Below are 26,718 nucleotides of genomic sequence, written 5' to 3'. Positions count from 1 at the left end.
GATCCGACATGGCAAACCGCAACGACGAGTCCAACGAGCTGTCTCCCGCCAAGCGCATGTTGGTGGCGCTAGAGAAGATGCAGACGCGGCTGAACGCCGTGGAGGGAGCTGCGAAGGAGCCCATTGCCATCGTGGGGATGGCGTGCCGCTTTCCGCAGGCGGATGACGTGGAAGCCTTCTGGCGGTTGCTCCAGGGCGGTGTCGACGCCGTGCGAGAGATCCCCCTCGATCGCTGGCCGAAGGACGAGGTCTCTGGCCTGGGGGAAGGGGCCATGCGCTGGGGCGGCTTCCTGGATGCGGTGGATTCGTTCGACCCCGGCTTTTTTGGGATCTCCCCCCGCGAGGCGGTGCGGATGGATCCCCAGCAGCGCTTGCTGCTCGAGGTGGCGTGGGAGGCGCTCGAGGACGCGGGCCTGGATGTCGACAAGCTCTCGGGCAGCCGCAGCGGCGTCTTCATCGGTGCCTGCAATGACGACTACCACTGCATGCAGGTGGAGCGTCCAGAGACGGGAGACGCGTTCAGCGCCACGGGCGTCGCCGCGAGCGTCCTCTCGGGCCGGTTGTCTTATCTTTTCAACTTGCAGGGGCCGAGCTTGGTGGTGGACACGGCCTGCTCGTCCTCGCTCGTGTCGCTTCACCTGGCCTGTCAGAGCCTGCGCAACCGCGAGTGCAACATGGCGCTCGCGGGTGGCGTGAACCTGATCCTCTCGCCGCAGTCCGTGCTGCTCGTGTCCAAGTTGCAGGCCCTCTCGCCGGATGGCCGGAGCAAAGCGTTCGATGCCTCCGCCAATGGATTCACCCGGGGAGAGGGGTGCGGAATCGTCGTCCTCAAGCGTCTCTCCGATGCGCTCGCGGACGGTGATCACATCCTGGCGACGATCCGTGGCTCGGCGATCAACCAGGACGGCAAGTCGACGGGGCTGACCACGCCCAACGTGCTCTCGCAGCAGGCCCTCATCCGTCAGGCCCTGGAGAGTTCCGGGTTGAAGGCGGAGCAGGTGAGCTATGTGGAGGCGCACGGCACCGGAACTCCGCTCGGCGATCCGATAGAAGCGGAGGCGTTGCGCGAGACCTATGGCGTCCCGCGCCCCGATGGCGGCATGTGCGGCATCGGCTCGGTGAAGACCAACGTGGGACACCTGGAGTCCGCGGCGGGCATTGCGGGCGTTATGAAGGTCGTCCTCGCGATGCGCCACCAGAGCATCCCGCCTCACCTGCACCTCAAGCAGGTCAACCCGCGCATCCAGCTCGAGGGCAGCGCGCTGACGATCCCGACGCGGCTCACGCCGTGGCAGGCGGCCGGACAGCCGCGCCGCGCGGGTGTGAGCTCGTTCGGCATCAGCGGGACCAATGCCCACGTCATCCTCGAGGAGGCACCGGCCCCTGCGGTGAAGGACGCGTTGCCCCAGCGTCCGGAACTGCTGCCCTTGTCCGCGCGCAGCCGCGAAGCCCTCCTGGCCCTCGCGGAGCGCTATGCGGAGCGTCTTGGCCGTGACGGGGGAGGGAGCCTCTCCGACCTCTGCTACACCGCCTCCGCACATCGCACGCACCACACCCACCGCCTCTCGGTGCTGGCGGACTCGCGCGAGCGCACCGCCGAGCGGCTTCGGTCGTTCGCGCGGGGAGAGTTGCCGAGTGACGCCTGGGCGGGCCGCAAGGCGTTCGGAGGGCGCCGGAAGATCGTCTTCGTCTATCCGGGCCAGGGCGCGCAACGGGCCGGGATGGGCCGGGCGTTGATGGAGAGCGAGCCGGTATTCCGTGACGCGCTCGTCAAGGTGGACAAGGCGTTGCAGCCCCACCTGGGCTGGAGCGTGCTCGACGAGATCGCGGCGGACGAGCAGCGCTCGCGCCTGACCGAGATTGACGTCAATCAGCCGGTGCTCTTCGCGGTCGAGGTGGCCCTCACGGCCCTGTGGCGTTCGTGGGGGATCGAGCCTGACGCGGTGATGGGACACAGCATGGGCGAGGTGGTCGCGGCCCATGTGGCCGGGGCGCTGAGCCTTGAGGATGCTGTCCTCATCATCTGCCACCGCAGCAAGCTCATGCGCACCCTGGGAGGCCGCGGCGCCACGATGGCCATGGTCGAACTCTCGGTGGAGGAGGCCGAGGAGGCGATCCGTCCCTGGCGCGGCAAGATCTGGCTGGGGGGGCTGAATGGTCCCCGCTCGCAGGTGCTGTCGGGGGACCCGGAGGCGGTCAAGGAAGCGGTCGAGGCGCTCGGGCAGCGGGGCGTGTTCACCCGCTGGGTGAAGATGGATGTGCCGTCGCATACCCCGCTGGTAGAGGTGATCAGCCGGGAACTGGAAGGGCGGATCGCGCGCATCACGCCCCGCGCCGCGGAAATTCCCCTCTGCTCCACCGTGACGGGAGAGTTCCTCGATGGGGCGAAGTTGGACGCCGCCCACTGGGGGAACAACCTCCGCAACCCGGTACGCTTCGCGGCGGCGGCGCAGCACCTCCTCGCGAGCGATCACGGAACCTTCATCGAGGTGAGCCCGCACCCCGTTCTGCTCCCAGCCGTCGAGCAGACGATGAGCGCGAGAAATGCGGAAGGGGTGGTGCTCGCTTCCCTGCGGCGGGGTGAGGACGAGCGGCACACCATGCTTTCCTCGCTCGGAGCCCTCTATTCCTCGGGCCACCGCGTCGCGTGGAACCGGCTGTACCCGGGCAAGGGGCAGCTCGTGCCACTGCCCACGTATCCCTGGCAGCGCGAGCGTTTCTGGATGGAGCCCGCCTCCCGTGGGGCGCGCTCGTCGCGGACTTCCTCAGGACACCCGCTCATTGGCGAGCGCATCGATCTGTCCGCGCAGGGAGAGGTCGCGCGCCTGTGGCAGGTACAATTGGGGCCGAAGCACTTCCCCCTGCTCGCGGAGCACCGCGTTCAGGGCGTTCCCGCGCTGCCCGCAGCGGCCATGGCCGACATGGCGCTGAGCGCGGCGAAACAGACGCTCGGAGAGCCGGTTTCTCTTGAGGACGTGAGCTTCAGCGCGCTTCTGTCGTTCCCCGAGGACGAGGAGCGGGTCCTCCAACTGTGGCTCTCGACGGAGCGTCCAGGAGCCAGCGCATTCCGGCTCTTCAGCGCACCGGTCATGCGCGAGGCGCCGTCCGACGAGCTGACCTGGACGCTTCATGCCGAAGGCTCCCTGCGGCAGGGTGACGCGGCGGCCGCGGAGAAGGCGGCCCCAGCCGTGCTCGAAGAGATCCGGGCGCGTTGTGGCGAGGAGGCCTCTGTTGAGGCGCATTACCAGACCCTTCGGGAGATCGGTCTGGAGTACGGCCCAAGCTTCCGCGTGGTGCAGGAGCTGTACCGGACGAAGGGAGAGGCGCTTGGCCGTGTGCAGCTCGCGGGCGAGCTGACGGCCGAGGAGGAGCGTTACAGCCTGCACCCGGCGCTGCTCGATGGTTGCTTCCAGGTTCTGGCTGCGGCGCTCGAGGGGCTCGACAGCGAGGGGGGCGTCTACGTCCCCGTGGCGCTTTCTCGGCTGCGTGTCCTGGTGCGCCCGGAAGCCGCGCTCTGGAGCCATGTCCGGATCGTCAGCGGAGCCGCCGCGGGCTCGAACACCATCGAGTGTGATGTCACGCTCCTGGATGACCAGGGCAGGGTGGTGGCGGAGGTGCGGCGGCTGGTGTGCAAGAAGATCGCCGCTGCCAGCGCACCGTCTGACGAGATCGGCCGCTGGATCTACTCCGCCCAGTGGCAGCCGCAGCAGCGTCCGGCGCGGACCGATGCCGGAAACTCGCGGAACGAGGGCCGTTGGCTGGTTTTCGCGGATGCGCGGGGCATTGGCCAGTCGCTCGCCGCGGGGCTCGCGGAGCGATCCGGGGGCTGTGTCGTGGTGGAGGCGGGAACTTCTTACGAGCGGATCGGGGCGGATCGCTATCGCCTCAATCCCGCCAAGCTCGAGGACTTCCAGGCGCTCCTGAAAGAGGCGTTCAGCGACCAGTCGCCGTGCAAGGGCATGGTGCACCTCTACGGGCTCGATGTGGCGTCCAGCGTGACGGAGCCTGAGTCCTTCGAACGTGCGTTGTCCCTGAGCAGCACCAGCGTGGTGTACCTGCTTCAGGCGTGGGCGCAGCGTGGATGGCGCGACGCGCCGCGGCTGTGGCTGGTGACGACGGGTGTCCAGGTGATCGCCCAGGGCGAGCAGCCTGGCTCTCCCGCCGCCGCGCCCCTCGTGGGCCTCGCGGCGGTCATCACGCATGAGCACCCCGAGTTGCGGTGCGCGCATGTGGATCTGAGCGCGCAGCCTTCGCCCGAGGAGATCGCCTCGCTGACCGAGGAGCTCCTGGGGGATGGGGCGGAAGATCGGATCGCGTTGCGCGGGGCGGCACGCCATGTCGCGCGGCTGGGACGGGGCATCTCCGGGCGTCAGGCACCGGAGCCCCGTGCGTTCACGGCAGATGGCACCTACCTCATCACCGGTGGCCTGGGTGGGCTCGGGCTGGAGGTGGCGAAGTGGTTCATCCAGAGGGGCGCCCGGAACCTGGCGCTCACCGGGCGTGGTGCTCCATCCGAAGAAGCCCAACGGATGTTGGGGGAACTCCGGGAGAGCGGAGCCGAGGTGCGCGTCTACCGGGCGGACGTCACGAGTGCCGCCGACGTGGCACGCTTGCTCGAGACGATCGATTCGGAGCTGCCGCCTCTGCGAGGCATCGTCCACGCGGCCGGCGTCATCGCCGATGGTGTGCTCACGCAACTGGATGAACCCCGGCTGCGCACGGTGCTGGCGCCGAAGGTCCAGGGTGCGTGGAACCTGCATGTGCAGACGCAGGGCCGCCCGCTTGAGTTCTTCGTGATGTTCTCCTCGGCGGCGTCGATGCTGGGCTCGCCGGGGCAGGGGAACTACGCGGCGGCCAACGCCTTCATGGATGTGCTCGCGCACCACCGGCGCGCGGCGGGACTCCCCGCGTTGAGCGTCAACTGGGGGCCATGGGCCGATGTGGGGCTCGCCGCAGTGGCGGCGAACCGTGGCGACCGTCTGGCCCTGCGGGGCGTGGGCAACATGCCGCCAGTGCAGGCACTCGAAGCCCTTGGCCGCCTCCTGGTGCAGGATGCCGCGCAGGTGGCCGTGGTGCCGCTCGACCTGCGGCAGTGGCGCGAGTTCTATCTGAGCGCGGCGCAGTCGCCCTTCCTCTCCGTGCTGATGCAGGAGCGGGTGAGCAACACGGCTTCGCGCAAGGGCAGTGCGCGCGAACTGCTGGCAGCGGCGGAGCCAGAGCAGCGGCTGGGGATCCTGGAGGGCTACCTGCGCGAGCAGCTCGGGCGCATCCTCCGCATGGAGCCGTCGCGCATCGAACCCGATCAGCCCTTTGGCGATCTGGGAATGGACAGCCTGACGGGCTTGGAGCTGCGCAACCGCATCGAGTCGGGTCTGAAGCTCACGCTGTCCGCGACACTCATCTACGCCTACCCCACGGTGCAGGCGCTGACGACGCACCTGTTCGGCAAGCTGGAGCCCGCGCTCGAGGCCGAGGTGCGTCCTGCGGTTCGCTCGACCAGGACAGAGTCCCGAGTCTCCGCAGGAGAGGCTTCGGCTGCCCAGGGCGTCGAGCCTCTTGCCATCGTTGGCATTGGCTGCCGCTTCCCGGGCGGCGCCAACGAGCCGGAGGCGTACTGGCGGCTGTTGAGTGACGGGGTGGATGCCGTCCGCGAGGTTCCTGCCGATCGTTGGCAGAGCAGCACGGATGCCGCGGAGCACAAGGGCACGCGCTGGGGCGGCTTCCTGGATCGCGTGGATGGCTTCGATCCGGAGTTCTTCGGGATTGCCCCTCGCGAGGCCGTGGCGATGGACCCGCAGCAACGGCTGTTGCTCGAGGTCGCTTGGGAGTCGCTTGAGAATGCGGGTCTGCCGAAGTCGCGCCTCGCGGGCACCCGGACGGGCGTCTTCGTCGGCGTGTGTGGCTATGACTACGCCATGCTGCAGGCGGAGCGTGATGTCGAGGGCGACGTCTACTCGGTCATCGGCTGCTCCAACAGTGTGATCGCCGGGCGGCTCTCGTACCTGCTGGACCTGCGTGGCCCGGCCATGACCGTAGATACGGCCTGCTCGTCCTCGCTCGTGGCGTTGCATCTGGCCAGCCAGAGCCTGCGCAACCGTGAGTGTGACGCAGCGCTCGTAGGGGGCGTCAACCTGCTCCTCTCGCAGCGGCCGGGCTCCTGGCTCTCCAAGCTCATGGCGTTGTCCCCGGACGGGCGTTGCCGGACCTTCGATTCGAGGGCCAATGGCTTCGTGCGTGGCGAGGGCTGTGGCGTCGTCGTGATCAAGCGGCTCTCCGATGCATTGGCCAATGGGGACAACGTCCTCGGGGTGATCCGCGCTTCGGCCGTGAACCAGGATGGTGGCTCCACGGGACTGACTGCACCCAACGTGCTGTCGCAGCAGGCGCTGATCCGCGAGGCCCTGGCGGCAGCCAGCCTGTCTCCCAAGGAGATCGGCTACATCGAAGCCCACGGCACCGGGACGCCGCTCGGCGATCCGATAGAGGTCGAAGCCCTGCGGGAGACCTATGGCACCCGGCGCGAGGACGGCTTCCCCTGCTTCCTCGGCTCCGCCAAGACGAACATTGGGCACCTCGAGGCCGCGGCTGGCATGGCAGGCCTCATCAAGGTCCTTCTTGCTCTGCGGCATGAGGCCATCCCGAAGCACCTGCACTTCAAGGCGCTCAATCCCCGAATCTCGATCGAGGACACGCCCTTCGTCATCCCGACGCAGCTGCAGCCGTGGCCGGTCTCTCAGCGGCGCCGTTACGCGGCCGTGAGTTCCTTCGGCATCAGCGGAACCAACGCGCATGTGATCCTCGAGGAAGCTCCCACGCCGCTCCCCGCGCCCGTGGCCGCCGAGGCTGGGGCCCAGCTCCTCGCTTTGTCCGCGAGGAGCGAGGGCGCGCTACGAGCGCTCGCGCACTCGTACCAGGAGCTCCTGGCAAAGCCGCAGAACGAGGCGCTTCGTCTCGAGGACATCGCTTACACCGCTGCGCTCCGGCGCAACCCCCACGAGCACCGTCTCGCCGTGGCCGGACGCTCCAAGCAGGAGTTGGGCGAGCAGCTCCAATCCTTCCTCGATGGCGCGACGCCGCCGTACCTCACCACGGGGCTCGCCGAGAGCCGGCGGGAGAAGGTTGTCTTCGTCTTCGGCGGTCAGGGCTCTCAGTGGCAGGGCATGGGGCGGGATCTCCTCGCCCGGAGCGAGCCCTTCGCCGCCGCGCTGCGCGAGTGCGATTCGCTGCTTGCCCAGCACACCGGCTTCTCGATCATCGAAGCGCTCGAAGTGGAAGGCCCCACGTCGCGGCTGGATGAGACGGAGGTGGCGCAGCCTGCCATCTTCGCGATCCAGGTCGCGCTCGCGGCGGCATGGCGAGCCCTCGGTGTCGTCCCGGCCGCTGTCGTGGGTCACAGCGTGGGCGAGATCGCCGCCGCGCACGTGGCTGGGGCGCTGAGTCTGCCCGAAGCGGTGCGCCTGGTGGCGCATCGGAGCCGCCTCATGCAGCGGGCCACTGGCAAGGGCCGCATGGCTGCGGTCGAGCTCTCGCCCGAGGATGCCCAGCGCGAACTCGCGCGTTACGCCGATCGGCTGTCGATCGGGGCCATCAACGACGCCCGATCCGTTGTCCTCTCTGGAGAGCCAGCGGCACTCGGAGAGGTGCTTGAGTCCCTGCGTGCGCGTGGAATCTCCACGCGTGATCTCGGCGTCAACTACGCGTTCCACAGCCAGCAGATGGCACCGCTCCAGGCCGAGCTGATCGAGGTGCTGGGCCAGCTTGAGACGCGGCCAACGTCCATCCCGATGATCTCGACGGTGAGCGGCCGGGTTATCGACGGCCAGGCGCTTGATGCGGCCTATTGGGCGAGCAACATCCGCGAGGCGGTGCGCTTCTCCGACGCCGTGGGTGCCCTGATCGATGAAGGCCACCGGCTCTTCGTGGAACTCGGACCGCAGCCTGCGCTCGGCCGGTATGTCTCCCAGGCGCTTGAGCGCCGCGAGCTGGAGGGCGCGGCGGTGCCCTCCCTGCGCAAGGGGCGGGATGGCCAGACGGTGATGCTCGGTGCGTTGGGCGGGCTCCACGTGAAGGGCTTCCCTGTGGATTGGGCCCGGCTCTTCCCCTCGGGGGGACGCCTGGTCTCGCTGCCCCTCTACCCGTGGCAGCGCTCCCGGTACTGGATTGATCTCGACGACGCCTCGACGACGGCCCGCGCTTCGACAGCCGTGGCGAGTGGCGTGACCAGCGGTGCTCCCGCTTCGAGCACGAGCCGTCCGGACGATTGGGTCTACGATATTGCGTGGCAGGCGCGTGAGCGCGGGGCGGCTTCACCGCGCGCGCAGCAGGGGACTGGGACGTGGCTGATCCTCGGCCATCGTGAAGGCACGGGCGCCGCGCTGGCGGCCCTGCTCGAGCAGCGGGGGGAGCCGTGCTGCTTGGTCGTCCCCGGTGAGGAGGCGGCGGTCCAAGGCCCCCGGGTGCGGTCGATCAATCCGCAGCGCTCCGAGCATTTCGAGCAGTTGCTCCAGGAGGTGGGGCCGATTCGTGCCGTCGTGCACCTGTGGGGAGCGGAGGCTTCGTCCGCCTCGGAGCCCACGCTCGCGGAGGTCGAGGCCGCGCAGCAACTGGGTGTCCACGCGGTGGTGCGCCTCGTGCAGGCCTTCTTGCGGAGTGGTTCCGCGAGCGGTGCCCGGCTGTGGCTGTGCACCCGTGGCAGCCAGGCGGTGGGCGGAGCCGCAACCGGCTCGCCCCTGCATGCGCCTTTGTGGGGCCTTGGGCGTGTCATGGCGCTTGAGTACCCAGATGCTTGGGGTGGGCTGCTGGATCTGGATCCGGGCGCCCCGGCGGGTGAAGTGGAGCCCCTGTGGCGGGAGCTGTCCGGCTTCGATGGAGAGGAGCAGACCGCCTTCCGCGGTGGGATCCGGTACGTGGCTCGCCTCGTCCCCGCGGCACCGAGGCCTGCGCTCGCGCCTATCGCGCTCCGTGCGGATGCGTCGTACCTCATCACGGGCGGCCTCGGTGGGTTGGGGTTGCACGTAGCGAGGTGGATGGTCTCCAAGGGGGCTCGTCACCTGGTGCTGCTGGGCCGGCGGGGATTGCCCGGCCGCGCCGAGTGGCCGGCGATTTCCCGCGAGAGCGAGGTGGGCCGGCAGATTGCCGCGATCGAAGCGTTGGAGGCCGAGGGCGCCGTTGTGCACGCCCTCAGTGCGGATGTGGGGGATCCGGCCCGTATGGCGGAGGTTCTCAAGTCGATCCAGCAGGGCCCGGCTCCGCTGAAGGGCATCATCCACGCCGCGGGGGTGTCCACGCTCGTGTCGCTCGATGCCATGGATGAGGCGGCACTCGCCTCCATTCTGCGCCCGAAGGTGACCGGTGGGTGGGTGCTACACCAGCTGACGCAGGGGCTGGACCTGGACTTCACCGTCTACTTCTCGTCGGGCTCGGCCGTGTGGGGTTCGGCCCGGATGGCGCACTACGCCGCGGGCAACCAGTTCCTCGACTCGCTCGCCCACTACCGCCGTGCGCGGGGGCTGCACGCGTTGAGCATCAACTGGGGGCCGTGGGCTGCCGAGGGGATGGTCGCCGAAGAGGGCCTGCGCTGGTTCGAGCGCATGGGACTCCGGGGCGTCACCGTGGAGGGGGGGCTTCAGGTGCTTGAAGCGCTGCTCGCCATGGATGTCACCCAGCGCAGCGTCGCCCAGATTGACTGGAGCCTCTTCAAGTCTGTCTACGAGTCGCGGACGCGCAAGCCACTGCTGGAGGCGCTCGGTCCGGCTTCGGTTCCCGCGTCGCGCCCGGTGGCGGTGGACGCTGGAAACGAGGAGTTGGCGCAGTTGCGCAACGCCTCGCCTGCGCGCCGCAAGGAGCTGGTGACATCGTGGGTCCGTGATGAAGTGGCCCGGGTGCTCGGTTTCCCGTCGAGTGCCTCGGTCAAGCTGGAGCAGGGCTTCTTCGAGACGGGCATGGACTCGATCACCGCCGTGGAGCTGCGGCGGCGGCTGGTGGCCCGGTTGGGGGTCCAGCTCGCAGCCACGGTCGCGTTTGATCGTCCCTCCGTTCTGGCTCTCGCGTCTCACATCCTGCAGGACGTGCTCCGGCTGGACGTGGAGGCGAAGGAGGATGCTGGCCGCACCGTGAGCAGCGCGACGGAGCCGATCGCGATCGTCGGCATTGGCTGCCGGGTTCCGCAGGCCTCGGGTCCTGAAGCGTTCTGGCGGCTGCTGGAGGGAGGCGTGGACGCCATCCGCGAGGTCCCTGCCTCGCGGTGGAAGGTCGACGAATACTACGACCCGCAGCCAGGCGTCCCAGGGAAGACCTATACCCGGTGGGGTGGTTTCCTGGATGGGGCCGATCAGTTCGATGCCCAGTTCTTCGGGATTGCTCCTCGGGAGGCGGCGAACATGGACCCGCAGCAGCGCCTCCTGCTGGAGGTGGCCTGGGAGTCCCTGGAGCACGCGGGGATGGCTCCGGCGCGCCTGGCCAATACCCGCACCGGCGTTTTCATCGGAATCGGCAGCAACGAGTACGCGATGCTCCACGGCGTGGGGAGTGCCTCGGCCCCGGGTGACGCCTACATCGCCACGGGCAATGACGCGAGCTTCGCTGCGGGCCGGTTGGCCTACCTGCTCCGGTTCCAGGGGCCGACGATGAGCTTGAACACCGCGTGCTCCTCGTCGCTGGTGGCCGTGCACCTGGCCTGCCAGAGCCTGCGCGCCGGTGAGAGCAACCTGGCGCTGGCCGGTGGCGTCAACATGACGCTCGCGCCACACTCGACCATCTACCTCGCGCAGCTTCGGGCCCTGTCTCAGGATGGACGATGCAAGACCTTCGATGCCTCCGCCGACGGCTACGTGCGCAGCGAGGGTTGCGGCATCGTGGTCCTCAAGCGTCTGTCCGATGCGAAGCGGGATGGAGATGACATCCTCGCCGTCATCCGCGGCTCGGCGGTCAACCATGACGGCCCGAGCAGTGCGCTGACGGTGCCCAACGGCGACGCCCAGCAGCAGGTTCTCCGCGCCGCCCTGGCCAACGCGGGTGTCGCGCCCGCGGATGTGGACTACATCGAGGCGCATGGAACGGGCACCTCCCTCGGCGATCCCATCGAGGTTCAGGCCCTGGCCAACGTGCTAGGGGAGGGCCGCACGTCCGAGCAGCGGCTGATGATCGGCTCGGTGAAGACCAGCATCGGCCACCTGGAGGCGGCGGCGGGCATCGTGGGCCTCATCAAGGTTGTCCTCTCTCACCGGAACGGAGTGGTCCCGCCGCACCTGCACCTCAAGCGCCTCAACCCGCACATCGAGCTGAATGGCTTCCCGCTGGACATCCCGGTGCAGGTCACACCCTGGCCGGAGCGTGCACGCCCGAGGATTGCCGGCATCAGCGCCTTTGGCTTGAGCGGCACCAATGCTCACGTCATCGTCGAGGAGGCGCCCTCGGCCGAGCCTCTTGAGGCACAGCCCGAGAGGGGCTTGCACGTGCTCGCGCTCTCGGCAAAGACGAAGGGTGCGCTCACGCAGCTCGCGGCGCGGGTCGGTGAGCACCTCGCTTCGTCCCCGAAGCAGACGCTCGCGGATGTCTGCCACGCGGCGAACACGCAGCGTACCTGGTTCTCGCACCGGCTCGCGCTCGTCGTGGAGTCGGCGGAGCAGGCCCGGGAGCGGCTGCTGGCGCTCGCGCGTGGGGAGGAGGTCCCCCGGTCGGCTCAAGGCCGTGCCGAGAGCGAGTCTCCCAAGGTGGTCTTCGTGTTCACGGGCCAGGGTGCACAGTACGCAGGCATGGGACGGGAGCTGTACGAGACCGAGCCCGTCTTCCGCGCGGCCCTGGATCGATGCAATGCGCTGCTCGAGGGCAAGTGGGGTGAGTCTCTTCTGTCGGTGATGCACGGAACGGGCTCGCGGATCGATGACACCGAGTACACCCAGCCAGCCCTCTTCTCGCTGGAGTACGCCCTGGCGGAACTGTGGCGCTCCTGGGGCGTCGAGCCCTGGGCAGTGCTGGGTCACAGCGTCGGCGAGTATGTGGCCGCCTGCGTGGCCGGGGTCATGGAGCTCGAGGAGGCCCTGGGGCTCATCACCGAGCGTGCGCGGCTCATGCAAGCGTTGCCGCGCAATGGCGAGATGGTGGCCGTCTCCGCGAGCGAGGCGCAGGTCGCGGAAGTGTTGGCTCCGTACGCGGATCGGGTCTCGATCGCGGCAGTCAACGGGCCTGCGGACACGGTGATCTCCGGCGAGCGTGAGGCGGTGGAGGCGATCTCCGCCTCGTTGCAGGCCAAGGGCTTCAAGGCCCGGCGGCTGACCGTGTCCCACGCGTTCCACTCACCGCTCATGGATCCCATGCTGGATGCGTTCGAGCGGGCGGCCGGGAAGATCTCCTTCCGCGCGCCTCGCATCCACCTGGCCTCCAATGTCTCGGGCAAGCTCCTTGAGGACAGCGCCGTGCTCGACGCCGCGTACTTCCGCCGCCACGTGCGTGAAGCCGTGCGCTTCCACGACGGGTTGAAGGCGCTCCGGGCGCTTGGCGGCACTGTGTTCGTGGAGATCGGTCCGCACCCGACGCTCACCGGCATGGCGCTGAAGGGGCTTGGGGACGACGCGGGCTCCTGGTTGCCCTCGCTGCGCAAGGGTCATCCCGAGCAGCCGCAGATCCTCTCCAGCCTGGGGGCGCTCTACACCCAGGGCGTGGAGGTGGACTGGGCCGCGTTGAACGGTGGGCGCCAGCGGTCGCGCGTCGCGCTTCCTGTCTATCCGTGGCAGCACCAGCGGCACTGGCTGGAGGCGCCCAAGGCGCTTCGTCCGGTCTCGCCGGTCACGAGCGCGCAGGCGCTCGTCGGGCAGCGCGTGCGCTCGCCTTTGAACAAGTCGATCGTCTTCGAGGGCCGCTACAGCGCGCAGTCGCTGCCCTTCCTGGATGAGCACCGGCTCTACGGAACGGTCGTTGTGCCTGGCTCGTGCCACATCGCGCGCATCATCGCGACCGCTGCCCAGTCTTTCGGAGCGGGGCCGTACACCATCGAAAAGTGCCTCTTCTCGCAGCCCATCGTGCTCGCGGACGACGAGGAGCAGCTCGTTCAGCTCGTCCTTGCGCCCAAGGGGCAGGGCCGGTACGACTTCGAGATCTACAGCCTCTCCGCGTCCGCCGACGAGGAGACCGAGGGGTGGCTGCTGAATGGCACGGGAACGCTGCAGGTGGGTGGAGACGGGCCCGCGCGTCCGGCCCCCATCTCGCGGCAGGAGATCGAAGCGCGGTGCACGCGCCTGATGGAGTCGGGCATCTACGAGCGGAACTGGGACATCGGGTTCAACCTCGGCCACGCGTTCCGGTGGATCGAGCGCGTCCAGAGTGGCGGCCGCGAGGCGCTCTGCCAGATGCGGTTGCCGACAGAGCGGGATGACCGGGGGCTGTACGTTCACCCAGGCCTGGTCGACTCCTTCCTCCAGGCGATGGGCACGGATCTCATCCGTGAGGACGCGCAACTGAGCACCGTCTACGTGCCGATCTCCGTGGAGCGCTTCCGCTTCTACGAGCAGCCGTCCGGTCCCGTATGGGCCTACGCTGTCCGCAGGGACGCGGAAGAGACCCTTGGAGAGGTCATCACCGGCGATGTGTACGTGGTCAACGCCGAAGGACGGGTGCTCATCGAGATCGAAGGGCTGAAGCACAAGCGCGCTCCGCGCGAGGCACTCATGGCGGTGTTGCGCCACGGCCAGCGCGATACGCTCTATGAGCTCGGCTGGAAGCGCCAGCCGCTGCCCGAGGGGGTGCCTGGGTCTGGCCGCTGGGTCGTGTTCGCGGACGAGGCGGGCACCGGGGAGGCGCTTGCGGAGCGGCTCCTGAAGAGTGGTTGCCGCCCCGTGCTGGTCCAGCCAGGTGAGGTGTTCGCCCGCCAAGACGGTGACCGCTTCACCCTCAACGCGCATCGCGCCGAGGACTATGCGCGGTTGCTCAAGGAAGCGGTGCCACCGGGCGAGCAGCTCGGGGGCGTCGTCCACCTCTGGGCGATGCGTGGGCCGAGCGGGGGTGACGTGGAGTCGCTGCGTGCGGCGCACCTGATGGGCAGCGGCAGCGCGCTGCATCTGACCCAGGCGCTGGCGGGCTCCTCCTCCTCCGCTCGCCTCTGGCTGGTGACCCGTGGCGCTCGCGCACTCCCGTCCGGTTCGGGGCCGCTCGCGTTGACTCAGGTCCCTGTCTGGGGCCTGGGGGTCGTCTTCTCACAGGAGCACCCTGAGCGGTGCGGTGCGCTGATTGACCTCGATCCCTCCTCTTCTGGAGAGGATGCGGCGGCGATCTGGCGTGAGCTGAGTGCCTCCGATAGCGAGCGGCAGGTGGTGATTCGTGAGGGCCAGCGACACGTCGCCCGGATTCGCGCGTCGCGTGATGAGCAGCGGAGTGAGGCGCAGCGGTTGCGGCCAGACGCGAGCTACCTGCTCACGGGGGGACTTGGTGGACTGGGTCTCTCGCTGGCCCGGTGGATGGTGGATCAGGGCGCGCGGAATCTCGTGCTCATCGGACGTGGCGGGGCCAAGCCAGAGGCGCAGGAAACCCTTCGCGCCCTGGAGGCTGCTGGCGCGAAGATCCTCGTCCTCCAGGCGGATGTATCGAAGCAGGGAGACGTCCGCCGTAGCCTTGAGGAGGCGGAGCGGCTGGCGCCCCTGCGCGGCGTGGTCCATGCCGCGGGTGTCCTGGACGATGGCGTCCTCCTGCAGCAGGACTGGGAGCGCTTCACCCGGGTGTTCGCACCCAAGGTGGACGGCGCATGGCACCTCCATGAGTTGACGAAGGACAAGGAGCTCGACTTCTTCGTCCTGTACTCGTCGGCGGCGACGCTGCTGGGCCCGCCGGGGCAGGGGAGCTACGCGGCGGCCAATGCCTTCCTGGACGCGCTGGCGCATCACCGGCGTTCCCTGGGGCTCCCGGCGCTGAGCATCAACTGGGGCCCCTGGGCGGAAGTGGGCATGGCCGCGCAGCATGCGTCCCGCTTCCAGACACAGGGCATCGAGGCGTTCTCTCCCGCTGAGGCGATGAAGGTATTCAGCCGGGCGCTTGGCCGGGTGCAGCCGCAGCTCACCCTCATGCAGGTTCAATGGTCGCGCTATCTTGCGCAGTACCCCAGGGGCGCGGCGCCGACCGTGCTCGCCGAGGTTTCTGGCCGGGTGGCGGCCGAGCCTGAGGTCAACGGCCTCTCGTCTTCCGAGTTCCGGCGCCGGCTTGAGTCAGCGGAGCCACGCCAGCGCCTGCTGTTGCTGATGGAGCACGTGCAGGGAGAAGCGGTGCGGGTGCTGGGCCTGGATGCGTCGGCTCCTCTGGAGCCGCGGCAGCGGTTGTTCGAGGTCGGCATGGACTCGCTGATGGCGCTCGAGCTTCGCAACCGTTTGCAGAACAGCGTGGGTGCGTCGCTGCCCTCGACACTGGTCTTTGACTATCCGACGGCCGAGGCGATCGCGAAGTACCTGCTGGGTGAAGTCCTCGGTTTGGAGAAGCAGTCGGCAGAAAACGCGCAGGGAGAGGTCCAGGACACGGCCATTCTCGAGCGCATCATGGAGCTATCGCCGGATGAGCTTGCCGCCTCCCTGGAGGCGAAGCTCTCGGCCCTGATGGAAGAAGGATCATGAGCAAGCAGGAAAAACCAGCCGAGCTCTCCGCGCTTCAGCGCGCCGCGTTGCTCGTGGAGAAGATGCAGTCACGCCTCGATGCGGTGGAGCGGGCCCGCACCGAGCCGATCGCCGTCATCGGGATGGGGTGCCGCTTTCCAGGCGGCGCCGTCGATGGGCCCTCGTACTGGAGGATCTTGCGCGACGGCGTGGATGCGCTGCGCGAGGTGCCCGAGTCCCGATGGGACGTGCCCGGCCATTTCGATTCCACCCGGGGGGTTCCCGGCAAGATGTACGGAACCCGGGGCGGCTTCCTCGATGACGTGGAGCATTTCGATGCCGAGTTCTTCGGCATCTCTCCCCGGGAGGCAGCGAGCCTGGATCCGCAGCAGCGGCTCGTCCTGGAGGTCGCATGGGAGGCGCTGGAGAACGCGGGCATGGCCCCCGATCAGCTCGTGGGCAGCAAGACGGGCGTCTTCATGGGCGTGATGTCCAGCGACTACATGGCGCGCCTGTTGAAGGAGAACGACGCGACCCGCTTCGACGGGTACATGGCGACGGGCAACGGCTACAGCTTCGTGCCAGGCCGCGTCTCGTACGTGCTCGGACTGCAGGGGCCGTGCATGCCGGTCGACACCGCATGCTCGTCATCGTTGGTCGCACTCCATCTGGCCAGCGAGAGCCTCCGGGCGGGGGAGTCCAACCTGGCGCTGGCGGGCGGGGTCAACCTGATCCTCTCGCCGGAGACGATGATCTGCTTGTGCAGCATGCAGGCGCTCGCGAGCGATGGCCGGTGCAAGACGTTCGATGCGTCCGCGGACGGGTACGTGCGAGGAGAGGGGTGCGGCGTCCTCGTGCTCAAGCGCCTCTCGGATGCGCAGCGGGATGGTGATTCCATCCTGGCGTTGATCCGCGGCTCCGCCGTCAACCATGACGGAGCCAGCGGTGGGCTGACCGTGCCCAATGGACCTTCGCAACAGGCGGTCGTTCAGCGGGCGCTCGACAACGCGCGCATTGCTCCGGCCCTTGTGGGGTATGTCGAGGCCCACGGGACCGGCACACCTCTCGGGGATCCGATTGAACTCCGGGCGCTTGGCGCCGTGCTCGGCAAGGGACGTCCGGAGGACAGGCCCTTCTTCATCGGGTCGGTGAAGACGAACATCGGACACCTGGAGCCGGCCGCGGGGATCGCCGGGGTCATCAAGACGATCGTTTCGCTTCAGCACAAGGAGATCCCCCCGCATCTGCACTTCCGCACCCCCAACCCGCATGTGGAGTGGGATCGCATTCCAGCGCGAGTCCCCGTCGAGCGTGTCCCCTGGCCAGCCCATGAGGGACGGCGCATTGCCGGCGTGAGCTCCTTCGGGCTGAGCGGAATCAACGCGCACGTGGTGTTGGAGGAGGCTCCCGCCCCCACCGGCACGGCCGCCCCGGCCGAGGACGGCAAGGCGCAACTCGTCGTCCTGTCTGCGAAGACACCGCGGGCGTTGTCTGCCCTGGCAGAGACGTGGGGCTCGTTCCTGAAGGGCGAGGAGGTGGGATCGCTCGCCGACATCAGCTACACGGCGGCCCTCTTCCGAACCCATTACGAGCACCGGCTCGCCCTCGCGGCGAAGTCCAAGCAGGAGCTCATCGAGCAGCTCAAGGCCTTCGCCGCAGGAGAGAGCCACGCAGGGCTGTCCGCAGGGCGCCGGGGCGCTGGGCAGGCACAGAAGATCGTCTTCGTCTTTCCGGGCCAGGGGTCGCAGTGGCTCGGAATGGGACGGAGGTTGTACGCGGAGGACGCGACGTTCCGGGAGGCCATCGACCGCTGCCATGAGGCGATACGGCATCACGCCGATTGGTCCTTGCGCGACCTCCTGACGCATCCCGAGCAACAGCCCCGCTGGAATGACATCGACGTCATTCAGCCAACGCTGTTTGCCTTGCAGGTGGCGCTTGCGGCGGTGTGGCGCTCGTTGGGGCTGGAGCCTCATGCCGTGGTGGGACACAGCATGGGAGAGGTCGCCGCGGCGCATGTCGCGGGGGCACTCTCGCTGGAGGACGCGGCGCGCATCATCTGCGAGCGGAGCAAGCTGCTCAAGCGCGTCAGTGGCCAGGGGGCCATGGCCGTCGTGGAGCTCTCCCGGGAGCAGGCGGAGGCCGAGATCCGGGGAGCGGAAGACCGGATTGCCATCGCCGTCAGCAACAGTCCGAAGTCGACGGTGCTCTCGGGAGACCCAGCTGCGCTGAAGGAGGTGCTGGAGCGTCTTGAGCGGCGCGAAGTGTTCTGCCGTTGGGTGAAGGTGGACGTGGCCTCGCACAGCCCGCAGATGGATCCACTGCGGCAGGAACTGCTGGAGCGGATGGCGGCCATTCGCCCGACCGGAAGCACGGTCACGCTCTATTCTACGGTGACGGGCGCTCCCATCGATGGCCGCGAGCTGGGCGCCTCGTACTGGGTGCGCAATCTGCGACAACCCGTGCTGTTCGGTGACGCGGTGCAGCGCCTCATCAAGGATGGGAACGTCCTGTTCATCGAGCTGAGCCCCCATCCGATCCTCGTGCCCTTCGTGGATGCGATGCTGCGGGAAGGGGACACGTCTGGGCGGGGGCTCGTGGTGCCGAGCTTGCTCCGGGATCAGGAAGAGTGGCCTTCCTTGCTCTCCTCCCTGGGCGCGCTGGCCACCCGCGTGGACCGCGTGGACTGGCTCCGGTTGCATCCGAACAAGCGTCGCCGGGTCGCGCTCCCCGCGTATCCGTGGCAGCGCGAGCGGCACTGGCTGGAGTTGCAGGCCACCGCTTCGCGGGGCCGGGCCTTGCGCGCGGGCGCTGGAGACCATCCGCTCCTGGGGGGCTCGTTCACGACTTCCGTGCAGAAGGAGAGCCGCTTCTGGGAGTCCGCGCTGAGCGCGCGGGAGCCTTCCTATCTGGTGGATCACCGCGTGGGTGGAGCGGTGGTGGTGCCGGGCGCGGCCTATCTGGAGATGGCGCTCTCGGCGGCGCGGGAGATGTCCGGAGAGACGGCGCACGAGCTCGTCGACACCTCCTTCAAGGAGGGGCTGCTGCTGCCCGAGGGCCAGGAGCGCGTGGTCCAGATGGCGCTGAGCGACGAGGGCGGGGGAGCCCTCTCGTTTCAGCTGTCGAGCCAGAAAGCGAGTACGGACGCGAACGCTCCGGCGGGCTGGATGGCGCACGTCGCGGGGCGGATTCGTCCCATGGAGGGAGGGCCTCCGGCGCAGGCGCCCGAGTCACTCGATGCGGTCCGGGAGCGTTGCACCGAGGTGATCGCCCAGGCGGCGCACTACGAGGAACTGGCTCGCCGTGGGGTGGCCTACGGCCCCGCGTTCCAGGGCGTGCAACAGGTGTGGCGTGGCCGTGCGGAGGCGCTCGGGCATGTGCGGTTGCCGGAGCCGCTCGTGGCGCGGGCTTCGGCATATCGAATCCACCCCGCCTTGCTCGATGCGTGCTTTCAGCTGGTGGCCGCGGCCGTTCCCCAGGAGGAGATCGCTCCTGACGCTGGTCCCGCCGTGCCCGTGGCGCTCGCCTGCCTGCGGGTTCACGAGCAGCCGGGGACTGAGGTCTTCTGCCAAGTGCGGTTGCGGACGCCGGAGGGTGCGCGGAACGGCGTATACGAGTTCGATCTCGTGTTGCGCGACGCCTCCGGACGGCTCCTGGTGGAGGCGCTCGGGTTGCGGATCCAGCAGCTGGATTCCCCAGCGGCGGAGCGTGAGGGCAAGGATCTCTTCTTCTCGCTCGAATGGCGGCATGAGCCCGCTGCTCAGCCTGTCCTGCCCGAGGGCGCCGATGCGAACGGGCGCTGGTTGCTCGTTGCCGATGGGAGCGAGCTTGCCGATGCGGTCGAGTCCCTGCTGCGGACGCGCAAAGGAGAGGTCATCCGCGTTGATCTCCCGGGGACGGGGCAGGGGCGCCGCGCCGTGGATGCGGCCTCGCCCCAGGCCTTCGACGCCGTGCTGGCGGAGGCATTCAGTGCGGGCTCGGCTCCCCGTGGGGTGATCCACCTCACGGGACAAGAGCCTCGCGAGGTGGATCCGGTCATGGGGTGCGGCGGCTTGCTGCATCTCGTTCAGGCACTCTCCCGGGCAAGCCTGGCGAGCCCGCCCAGGCTGTGGCTCGTCACGCGAGGCGTCCATCATGGCGCTGCAAGCAAGTCGGCCTCGGATGTGGTGCAGGCACCGCTGTGGGGCCTGGGCCGCACGATCGCTCAAGAGCACTCCGAGCTGAAGTGCACGCGTGTGGACGTGTCCGCCGCGATGGGCCCGGGTGACGCCGGGGCAGCGCTGGTGCGCGAACTGCTCGTGGCGGACGAGGAGGAGGAGCTCTCCCTTCGGATGGATGGCCGCCATGTCGGCCGCATCGTGCGTGGCTCTCCTGGCAGGTCTCCCAGCGAGGCCGTGGTTCCAGTGGGGGGAAGGCCCTTCCGCCTGGAGCGCGACGCGCAAGGCCGGTTGGAGTTCAGAGCGAGTACGCGGCGTCCGCCTGGGCCGGGCGAGATCGAACTTGAGGTCGAAGTGGCTGCTCTGGGAGGACCCGGCGAGGGTTCTGGACCGGAGCGCTGGGAGGGCGATGGGGGCGTTATCGGGTGCAGTGGACGGGTGGTGGCCCTTGGCGAGGGAGTGAAGGACGTCACGGTGGGCGAAGAGCGGATCGCCCTGGTGACGTCGGGCCTGGGCTCCCACGTGAGTGTTACCGCCGGGTGCACTGCCAAACGCCCGTCATCGTCGTCGCACGGAGAGTCCGCCGCACTGGCGGCGACTGTTCTGCCTGCTTGGTACGCACTGTTCCACCTGGGGCGGATGGAGAAGCGAAGCCGCGTGCTGATCCTCGGGGCTGCAAGTGGGCTCGGGCGGGCCGCGGTCAAGTTGGCCAAGAGGGTGGGGGCGGAGGTCTTCGCCGCCGCCACGACGGACGAACAGCGGGCGTCTCTGCGGGAGCTTGGAGCCGATCAGGTCGTGGATCCGAGCGATGCCTCGGCCGTCACGCGGCTTCTGGACATGACGGGGGGACGTGGGGTGGAGCTGGCGTTCGTCGCGCCGGGCACTGTCGAACTCGAGCGAAGCCTGTCCGTGCTGAGCGAGGGGGCTCGTGTCCTTGACCTGCGTGCGTCAGGCTCGGCGGCCCACACCGGTGATGCGAACGTTGCCTGGTGCGTGGTCGACGTGCAGGACTTCGCCCGCCGCAGGCCCGAGCGGTTTGCCCGCCTCTGGCAGGAAGTGAGGGAAGCATTCGAGGCGGGAGGGCTGCCGTCGGCCGCGGGGGATGCGAGCATCCTCAAATTGAACGATTCGAAGGCGCGCGTCGTGGTGCCTGCGGCGGAGGCTCGCCGCCTTCGTGCGGATGGGACCTACCTCGTTACTGGCGGGCTCGGTGGGCTCGGTCTCGCAGTGGCGAAGTGGATGGTGGATCAGGGCGCGGGGCACCTGGTGCTCGTCGGACGTGACACCACCCTGACACCGGAGCAGCAAGAGGTGGTGTCCGCGCTCGAAGCCGCAGGCGCGCGAGTGCGGGTGGCCCGGGCCGACGTGTCCGACCGGGCGCAGCTCGCCCGGGTGCTCTCGGAAATCGCGGAAGGGGGGCCTCCGCTGCGAGGCATCATCCACTCGGCGGGAGTGCTGGACGACGGTGTCCTGGTGCAGCAGACGGTAGAGCGGTTCCGGCGCGTGATGGCTCCCAAGGTTCTCGGTGGCTGGAACCTGCATGTCCTGACGCGTGAGGCGCCGCTCGACTTCTTCGTCCTGTACTCGTCGGCGGCCTCTCTGTTCGGAGCACCGGGGCAGGGCAACTACGTGGCGGCCAACGCGTTCCTCGACGCGCTCGCCCACCATCGCCGGGCGCTCGGACTGCCCGGTCTGAGCATCAACTGGGGACCCTTCTCGGAGGTCGGTCTGGCCGCGGCCCAAGCCAACCGGGGAGAGCGTCTGGCCCAGCGGGGATCGGACAGCCTGACGCCTGCGGAAGGAAACGCGATCCTGGGGCGGCTGCTCGATGGCGATGTGACCCAGATGGCGGTCATGCCGCTCGAGCTTCGCAAGTGGGTGGAGTTCTATCCCCGCGCGAAGTCGTCCCCTTGGTTGTCGGAGCTGGTTCCGGCCGGTTCGGACACGGAGTCTGGCGGAGCGGGAGACCTGGCCCTGCTCGAGACGCTGCGGACGGCGGCCCCGCAGGAGGCGCGTGCGGCCTTGGAGCAGTTTGTTCGCGAGCAGCTCGCCCGGGTCCTTCGTCTGGACTCCGCGCGCATCGATCCGGAGGCGCCGCTTCAGAGCTTTGGCCTCGACTCCCTGATGGGGCTCGAGTTGCGCAACCGGTTGGTGTCGGGGTTGGGTCTTTCGCTGCCAGCCTCGTTGATTTGGAAGCACCCGACGTTGACCGCGCTCTGCGCGCATCTCCTGGGTGAAGTCATGGATCGCACCCTGGCCGAGACGCTCGCGCGAGCGGGGGAGGGTGCTGGACCGGTGGTGGATGCGTCCGCCGCCGACGATAAAGAGGTCTTTGTCCTATGAGTGTACGTGAGTTGTTGGGGACCCTCGCCGCCAAGGGCGTCCGCCTGCGTGTCGACGGAGACAAGCTCGTGGTCGAGGCAGGCAAGGCCGTCCTGACCCCGGAGCTGCGCGCCGGGCTGTCCGCGAACAAGGCGGACATCCTGGTGTTTCTGCGGAAGCACTCCTCGCGGGAGGAGGCGGGGAGCGAGCCGACACAGCCCCTCGCGAGGCCGGAAGTCATCCCGCTGTCCAGCGGGCAGGAGCGGCTCTGGTTCCTCGACCGCCTCTCGCCGGGCACATCGCAGTACAACGTCCATCTTGGCCTCCGGGTGCGAGGTGCGCTCGATACCAAGGCCTTGCGCCGGAGCCTGGACGAGCTTGTCCGGCGGCACGAGGTGCTCCGGACGTCTTTCCCTGAGGTGGAGGGCAGTCCCCGGCAGGTCATCGCGTCTCCTGATGTTGGCGTGGATCTGACGATCGTGGAGGTGCCGGGGCTCACGGAGCCGCAGCGCGAGGAGGAGATCCAGCGGCGCTCGGACGAGCTGGCCCAGCGGCCCTTTGATCTGGCGAAGGGGCCGCTTCTCCGGGTCGCGCTCGTGGCTCTGGGAACCGATGACTTCGCCCTCTTCGTGACGAAGCATCACATCATCACGGACGGCTGGTCACTTGGCGTCTTCGTCCGGGAGCTGTCGGCGCTGTACGCGTCCTTCGTCCGGGGGCAGCCGGCGGCGTTGCCGCCCGTGTCGATGCAATTCGCCGATTCAGCCTTGCGCGAGCGGGCGTGGTTGGCGGGGGAGCCGGGAGCCCGCGAGCGAGCGTACTGGAAGGAGAAGCTCAAGGGGCTGCCTCCGCTTCAGCTCCCCGTGGACCATGCGGTCTCCACCTCCACGAGCCATCGCGGCGCCACGGTTCCCGTCTCCTTGTCGCCAGCGCTCAGCGAGGCCCTGAAGGAGCTCGCCAGCCGGGAGGGATGCAGCCTCTTCATGGTGCTCTTCGCCTCGTTCTCGGCTCTCCTGCAACGCTATTCCGGGCAGGCCGATTTCGGTGTGGGGACGGTGATCGCCAACCGCGGGAGCGTGCCCGCGGAGCTCATCGGCTTCATCGCCAATACCCTCGCGCTCCGGTGTGACTTGTCGGGCGAGCCGACCTTCACGCAGTGGCTGGGCCGTGCCCGCAAGACCGTGCTCGAAGCACTGGACTACCAGGCGCTGCCGTTCAGCGAGGTGGTGCAGGCGGTCGGCGCGTCGCGCGACGGTGGGCTCAACCCGTTGGTGCGTGCCTGCTTCACGCTGGAGAACATTCCAGCGCCGGCGCTGGATCTGCCGGGAACGAGCTGGTCCTTCCTGAATGGTGCTCCGGACGGCAGCGTGGAGGGGGTGGCCAAGTTCGAGCTCTCGCTCATTCTGGCTTCGGGCGAGAAGGGCATGGCCGGCATGTTGGAGTACTCGCGGGAGGTGTTCGACGCCTCGACGGCCGAGCGGATGGTGGGGCACTTCCAGGTGCTGCTCGAGTCCATCGTGGCGCACCCCGCCATGCCGTTGTCGAAGCTGCCGCTGTTGACGGCGGAGGAGCGCGGGAGGCTCCTCTCCGATTGGAACGGTCCAGCGCTCGGCGTCCCCGCAGTGTGCATGCACGAGCTCGTGCAGGCCCAGGTGGAGCGGACCCCCCAGGCCGTGGCCGTGGTGAGCGGGCAGCGGACCCTCACCTATGCGGAGCTCAACCGCCGGGCAAACCAGCTGGCTCACCATCTGCGGCGGCTCGGCGTACGGCCCGAGGAGCGCGTCGGCCTCTGCGTCGAGCGCACGGAAGATGTTGTCATCGGGCTGCTGGCCATCCTGAAAGCCGGGGGGGCCTATGTCCCGTTGGATCCCGCCTATCCGAAGGAGCGGCTGGCGCTGATCCTCGAGGATGCCCAGGTGCCCGTGCTGCTCACGCAGCAGCGCCTCGTCCCGGAGCTTCCCTCCACCCAGGCGCGTGTGGTGTGCCTGGATACGGACTGGCCAGCCATTGGAGCCGAGCGCGAGACGAACCCTGAGCGCACCACGGCGCCGGATGCGATCGCCTACCTCATCTACACCTCGGGCTCCACCGGCAAGCCCAAGGGGGTCATGATCGAGCACCGCAACGCCGTGGCCTTCCTGATATGGGCCATGAGCGTCTTCTCTCCCAAGGAGCTGGCGGGAACTCTGGCCTCGACGTCGATCTGTTTCGACCTCTCGGTCTTCGAGCTCTTCACCCCCCTGTGCTGTGGGGCGAAGGTGATCGTCGCGAAGAACGCGCTGGAGTTGCCAGAGCTGCCCGCGGCGCGGGAAGTGACGCTCATCAACACCGTTCCATCGGCCATGGGCGCGCTTCTGCGAGCGGGCGCTGTGCCGTCTTCGGTGGCCATCGTGAACCTGGCGGGGGAGGCGCTCGCGGGAGCGCTCGTCGATCAGATCTACCAACTCGGCCACGTGCGGGATGTGTTCAACCTCTATGGTCCGAGCGAGACCACGACCTACTCGACGTTCACCCGGGTGAGCCGTGGGCAGATGCCGACCATCGGGCGCCCTGTTGGGAATACCCAGGTGTATGTGTTGGACTCGAACAGAGAACCGATGCCCATCGGCGTGCCGGGCGAGGTCTACATCGGGGGCCTCGGGGTCGCGCGCGGGTACCTGGGCCGACCGGAACTCACGGCGGAAAGGTTCGTCCATTCTCCCTTCGGTGGAGCTCCCGAGGCCCGCCTGTACAGAACGGGAGACCTGGCGCGGTGGCTTCCGGACGGACAGCTCGAGTACCTGGGCCGGATGGATCACCAGGTGAAGCTCCGTGGCTTCCGCATCGAGCTCGGAGAGATCGGCGCGGCGCTGCTGGAGCACCCAGAGGTCCGCGACGCCGTGGTCGTGGTGCGGGAGGGACTGGGGTCGGACAAGCAGCTTGTGGCTTACGTGGTCGGGCGTGGGGAGAAGGCGCCCGACCCAGCCGAGCTGCGCGACTACTTGAAGTCCAGGCTGCCCGAGTACATGGTTCCCTTTTTGTTCGTGAGCCTCGATGCGTTGCCGCTCACGCCGAATGGAAAGGTGGATCGTGCCGCGCTCCCTGAGCCGGAGCGCATGCACGCCGGGCCGGCGAAGGAGCACGTTGCGCCGCGGACTGCTGGTGAAGAGTCCCTGGCCGCCATCTGGCGCCAGGTCTTGGGCGTGGAGCAGATCGGTGTCCACGACAACTTCTTCGAACTCGGAGGGCACTCGCTTCTGCTTTACCGGGTGCTCGTCCTCGCGCGCTCGGCGTCTGGGGCGGACATTCCGCTGCGTGCCCTGTTGCAGGCGCCGACCTTGGAGGAGATGACACGGGCCATCGAGGCCGCCAAGGTCGGCTCGCTGCCAGCCCACGATGTGACGGCGGAGATGGAAGCGGATGCCGTGCTGGATGCCGGGATTGGGCTGGGCAAGGCACTTCCGCCCGTGGCGGGGGCTTTGCGCACCGTCCTGCTGACTGGCGCCACGGGCTTCCTGGGGGCCTTCCTGCTGGAGGAGCTCTGTCGCAAGACAGATGCACGCATCTATTGCCTGGTGCGTTCCAAGACGGAGCAGGACGGGATGCTCAGGATTCGCAAGAACCTGGAGAGCTACTCGCTGTGGAACGAGGCCCTGGCGCCGCGCATCGTTCCCCTCCGTGGGGACATCGGCCAGCCCCTGTTGGGGCTTTCAGAGGCGGAGTTCCAGCGGCTCTCGGAAGAGGTGGACGCCATTTATCACAACGGCGCCCTCGTTAATTTCCTCTATCCGTACGAGTCCATGCGAGCGGCCAATGTGCTCGGCACGCGGGAGATTCTCCGGCTTGCCACGCGGACGCGCATCAAGCCGCTGCACTACGTCTCGACGGTCTCGGTGTTGCCTCTGGGACGCAAGGCTCCCATCCGGGAGGATGAGCCTCTGGAAGGGCCCACGAGCCTGGTGGGAGGCTATGCACAGAGCAAGTGGGTTGCCGAGAAACTCGTGAGGGAGGCTTCGCGGCGAGGGCTTCCGGTGACCATCCTTCGGCCGGGGCGGGTGACCGGCGACAGCCGGACCGGTGCCTGGAACACGGACGATCTGGTGTGCAGGACCCTCAAGGGATGCGTCCGGATGGGGATGGCTCCCAGCGTCGATGCCCTGCTCGACCTGACGCCCGTGGATTACGTCAGCAGCGCTATTGTGGCTCTGTCCATGCGCCCGGAGTCGATCGGACAGACCTATCACCTCGTCAACCCGCAGTTCGTGCGTGCCGATGAGATGTGGAGCCACATGCGAGCCTTTGGGTATGGGCTGCGCGTCCTCGCCTATGACGAATGGCTCGCGCAACTTGGCGCTGTGGCTTCGTCTGACAGCGAGCTGGGAGATCTGCTCATGTTCCTTCAGCAGGTTCCGCCCGAGGACCGGAGTGTTGGAGGGCCGCGGATGGTGGTCTGCGACAGTGGCCACACGCTGAAGGCCTTGGAAGGAACGGGGACGTCTTGCCCATCGGTGGACGCCGCCTTGATTTCAACTTACCTCTCTTCGCTCGTGCATCGCGGCTTCCTCAAAGCCCCCGAGACGAGGTGAATACCCTAACACGGGGGGCAGTACGCCCCCCGTGGCCCGGCAGATGGCGGTTAGGTGCCCGCAGACCTCAGCGATTGACGGGCATGTGACGACACCCCTGTAATCTCC

General features: G+C 68.4%; 3 protein-coding genes. All 3 read left to right on the top strand.

Annotated features, from left to right (window positions below):
* The first annotated feature begins 8 nt into the window (after positions 1-8).
* Genes KY661_RS20580 through KY661_RS20570 form a run of 3 tightly spaced genes read left to right on the top strand, consistent with a single transcriptional unit; the run spans position 9 to position 26,610 of the window.
* Positions 9-15,587 (top strand): type I polyketide synthase, encoded by a 15,579-nt coding sequence (locus tag KY661_RS20580; RefSeq protein ID WP_225411834.1) that lies wholly within the window; start codon positions 9-11, stop codon positions 15,585-15,587.
* Positions 15,584-22,066, top strand: a complete 6,483-nt coding sequence (locus tag KY661_RS20575; protein ID WP_225411833.1) for a type I polyketide synthase — start codon at positions 15,584-15,586, stop codon at positions 22,064-22,066. Before KY661_RS20580 ends, KY661_RS20575 begins: the two co-directional genes overlap by 4 nt.
* Positions 22,063-26,610, top strand: a complete 4,548-nt coding sequence (locus KY661_RS20570) for a non-ribosomal peptide synthetase (RefSeq protein WP_225411832.1) — start codon at positions 22,063-22,065, stop codon at positions 26,608-26,610. The genes KY661_RS20575 and KY661_RS20570 overlap by 4 nt, the downstream gene beginning before the upstream one ends.
* Positions 26,611-26,718 lie beyond the last annotated feature (108 nt).

The sequence above is a fragment of the Allostigmatella hybrida genome (genome assembly GCF_020103775.1).
In the GTDB taxonomy this organism is placed as follows: domain Bacteria; phylum Myxococcota; class Myxococcia; order Myxococcales; family Myxococcaceae; genus Hyalangium; species Hyalangium aurantiaca.
Note: the sequence above shows the minus strand (reverse complement) of the source record. Positions and strands in the feature narration are given on the sequence as shown.

What these genes read in the sequence shown, in the direction of transcription:
- KY661_RS20580 (WP_225411834.1), top strand. Translation starts at nt 9, where the DNA reads ATGGCAAACCGCAACGACGAGTCCAACGAGCTGTCTCCCGCCAAGCGC.
- KY661_RS20575 (WP_225411833.1), top strand. Translation starts at nt 15,584, where the DNA reads ATGAGCAAGCAGGAAAAACCAGCCGAGCTCTCCGCGCTTCAGCGCGCC.
- KY661_RS20570 (WP_225411832.1), top strand. Translation starts at nt 22,063, where the DNA reads ATGAGTGTACGTGAGTTGTTGGGGACCCTCGCCGCCAAGGGCGTCCGC.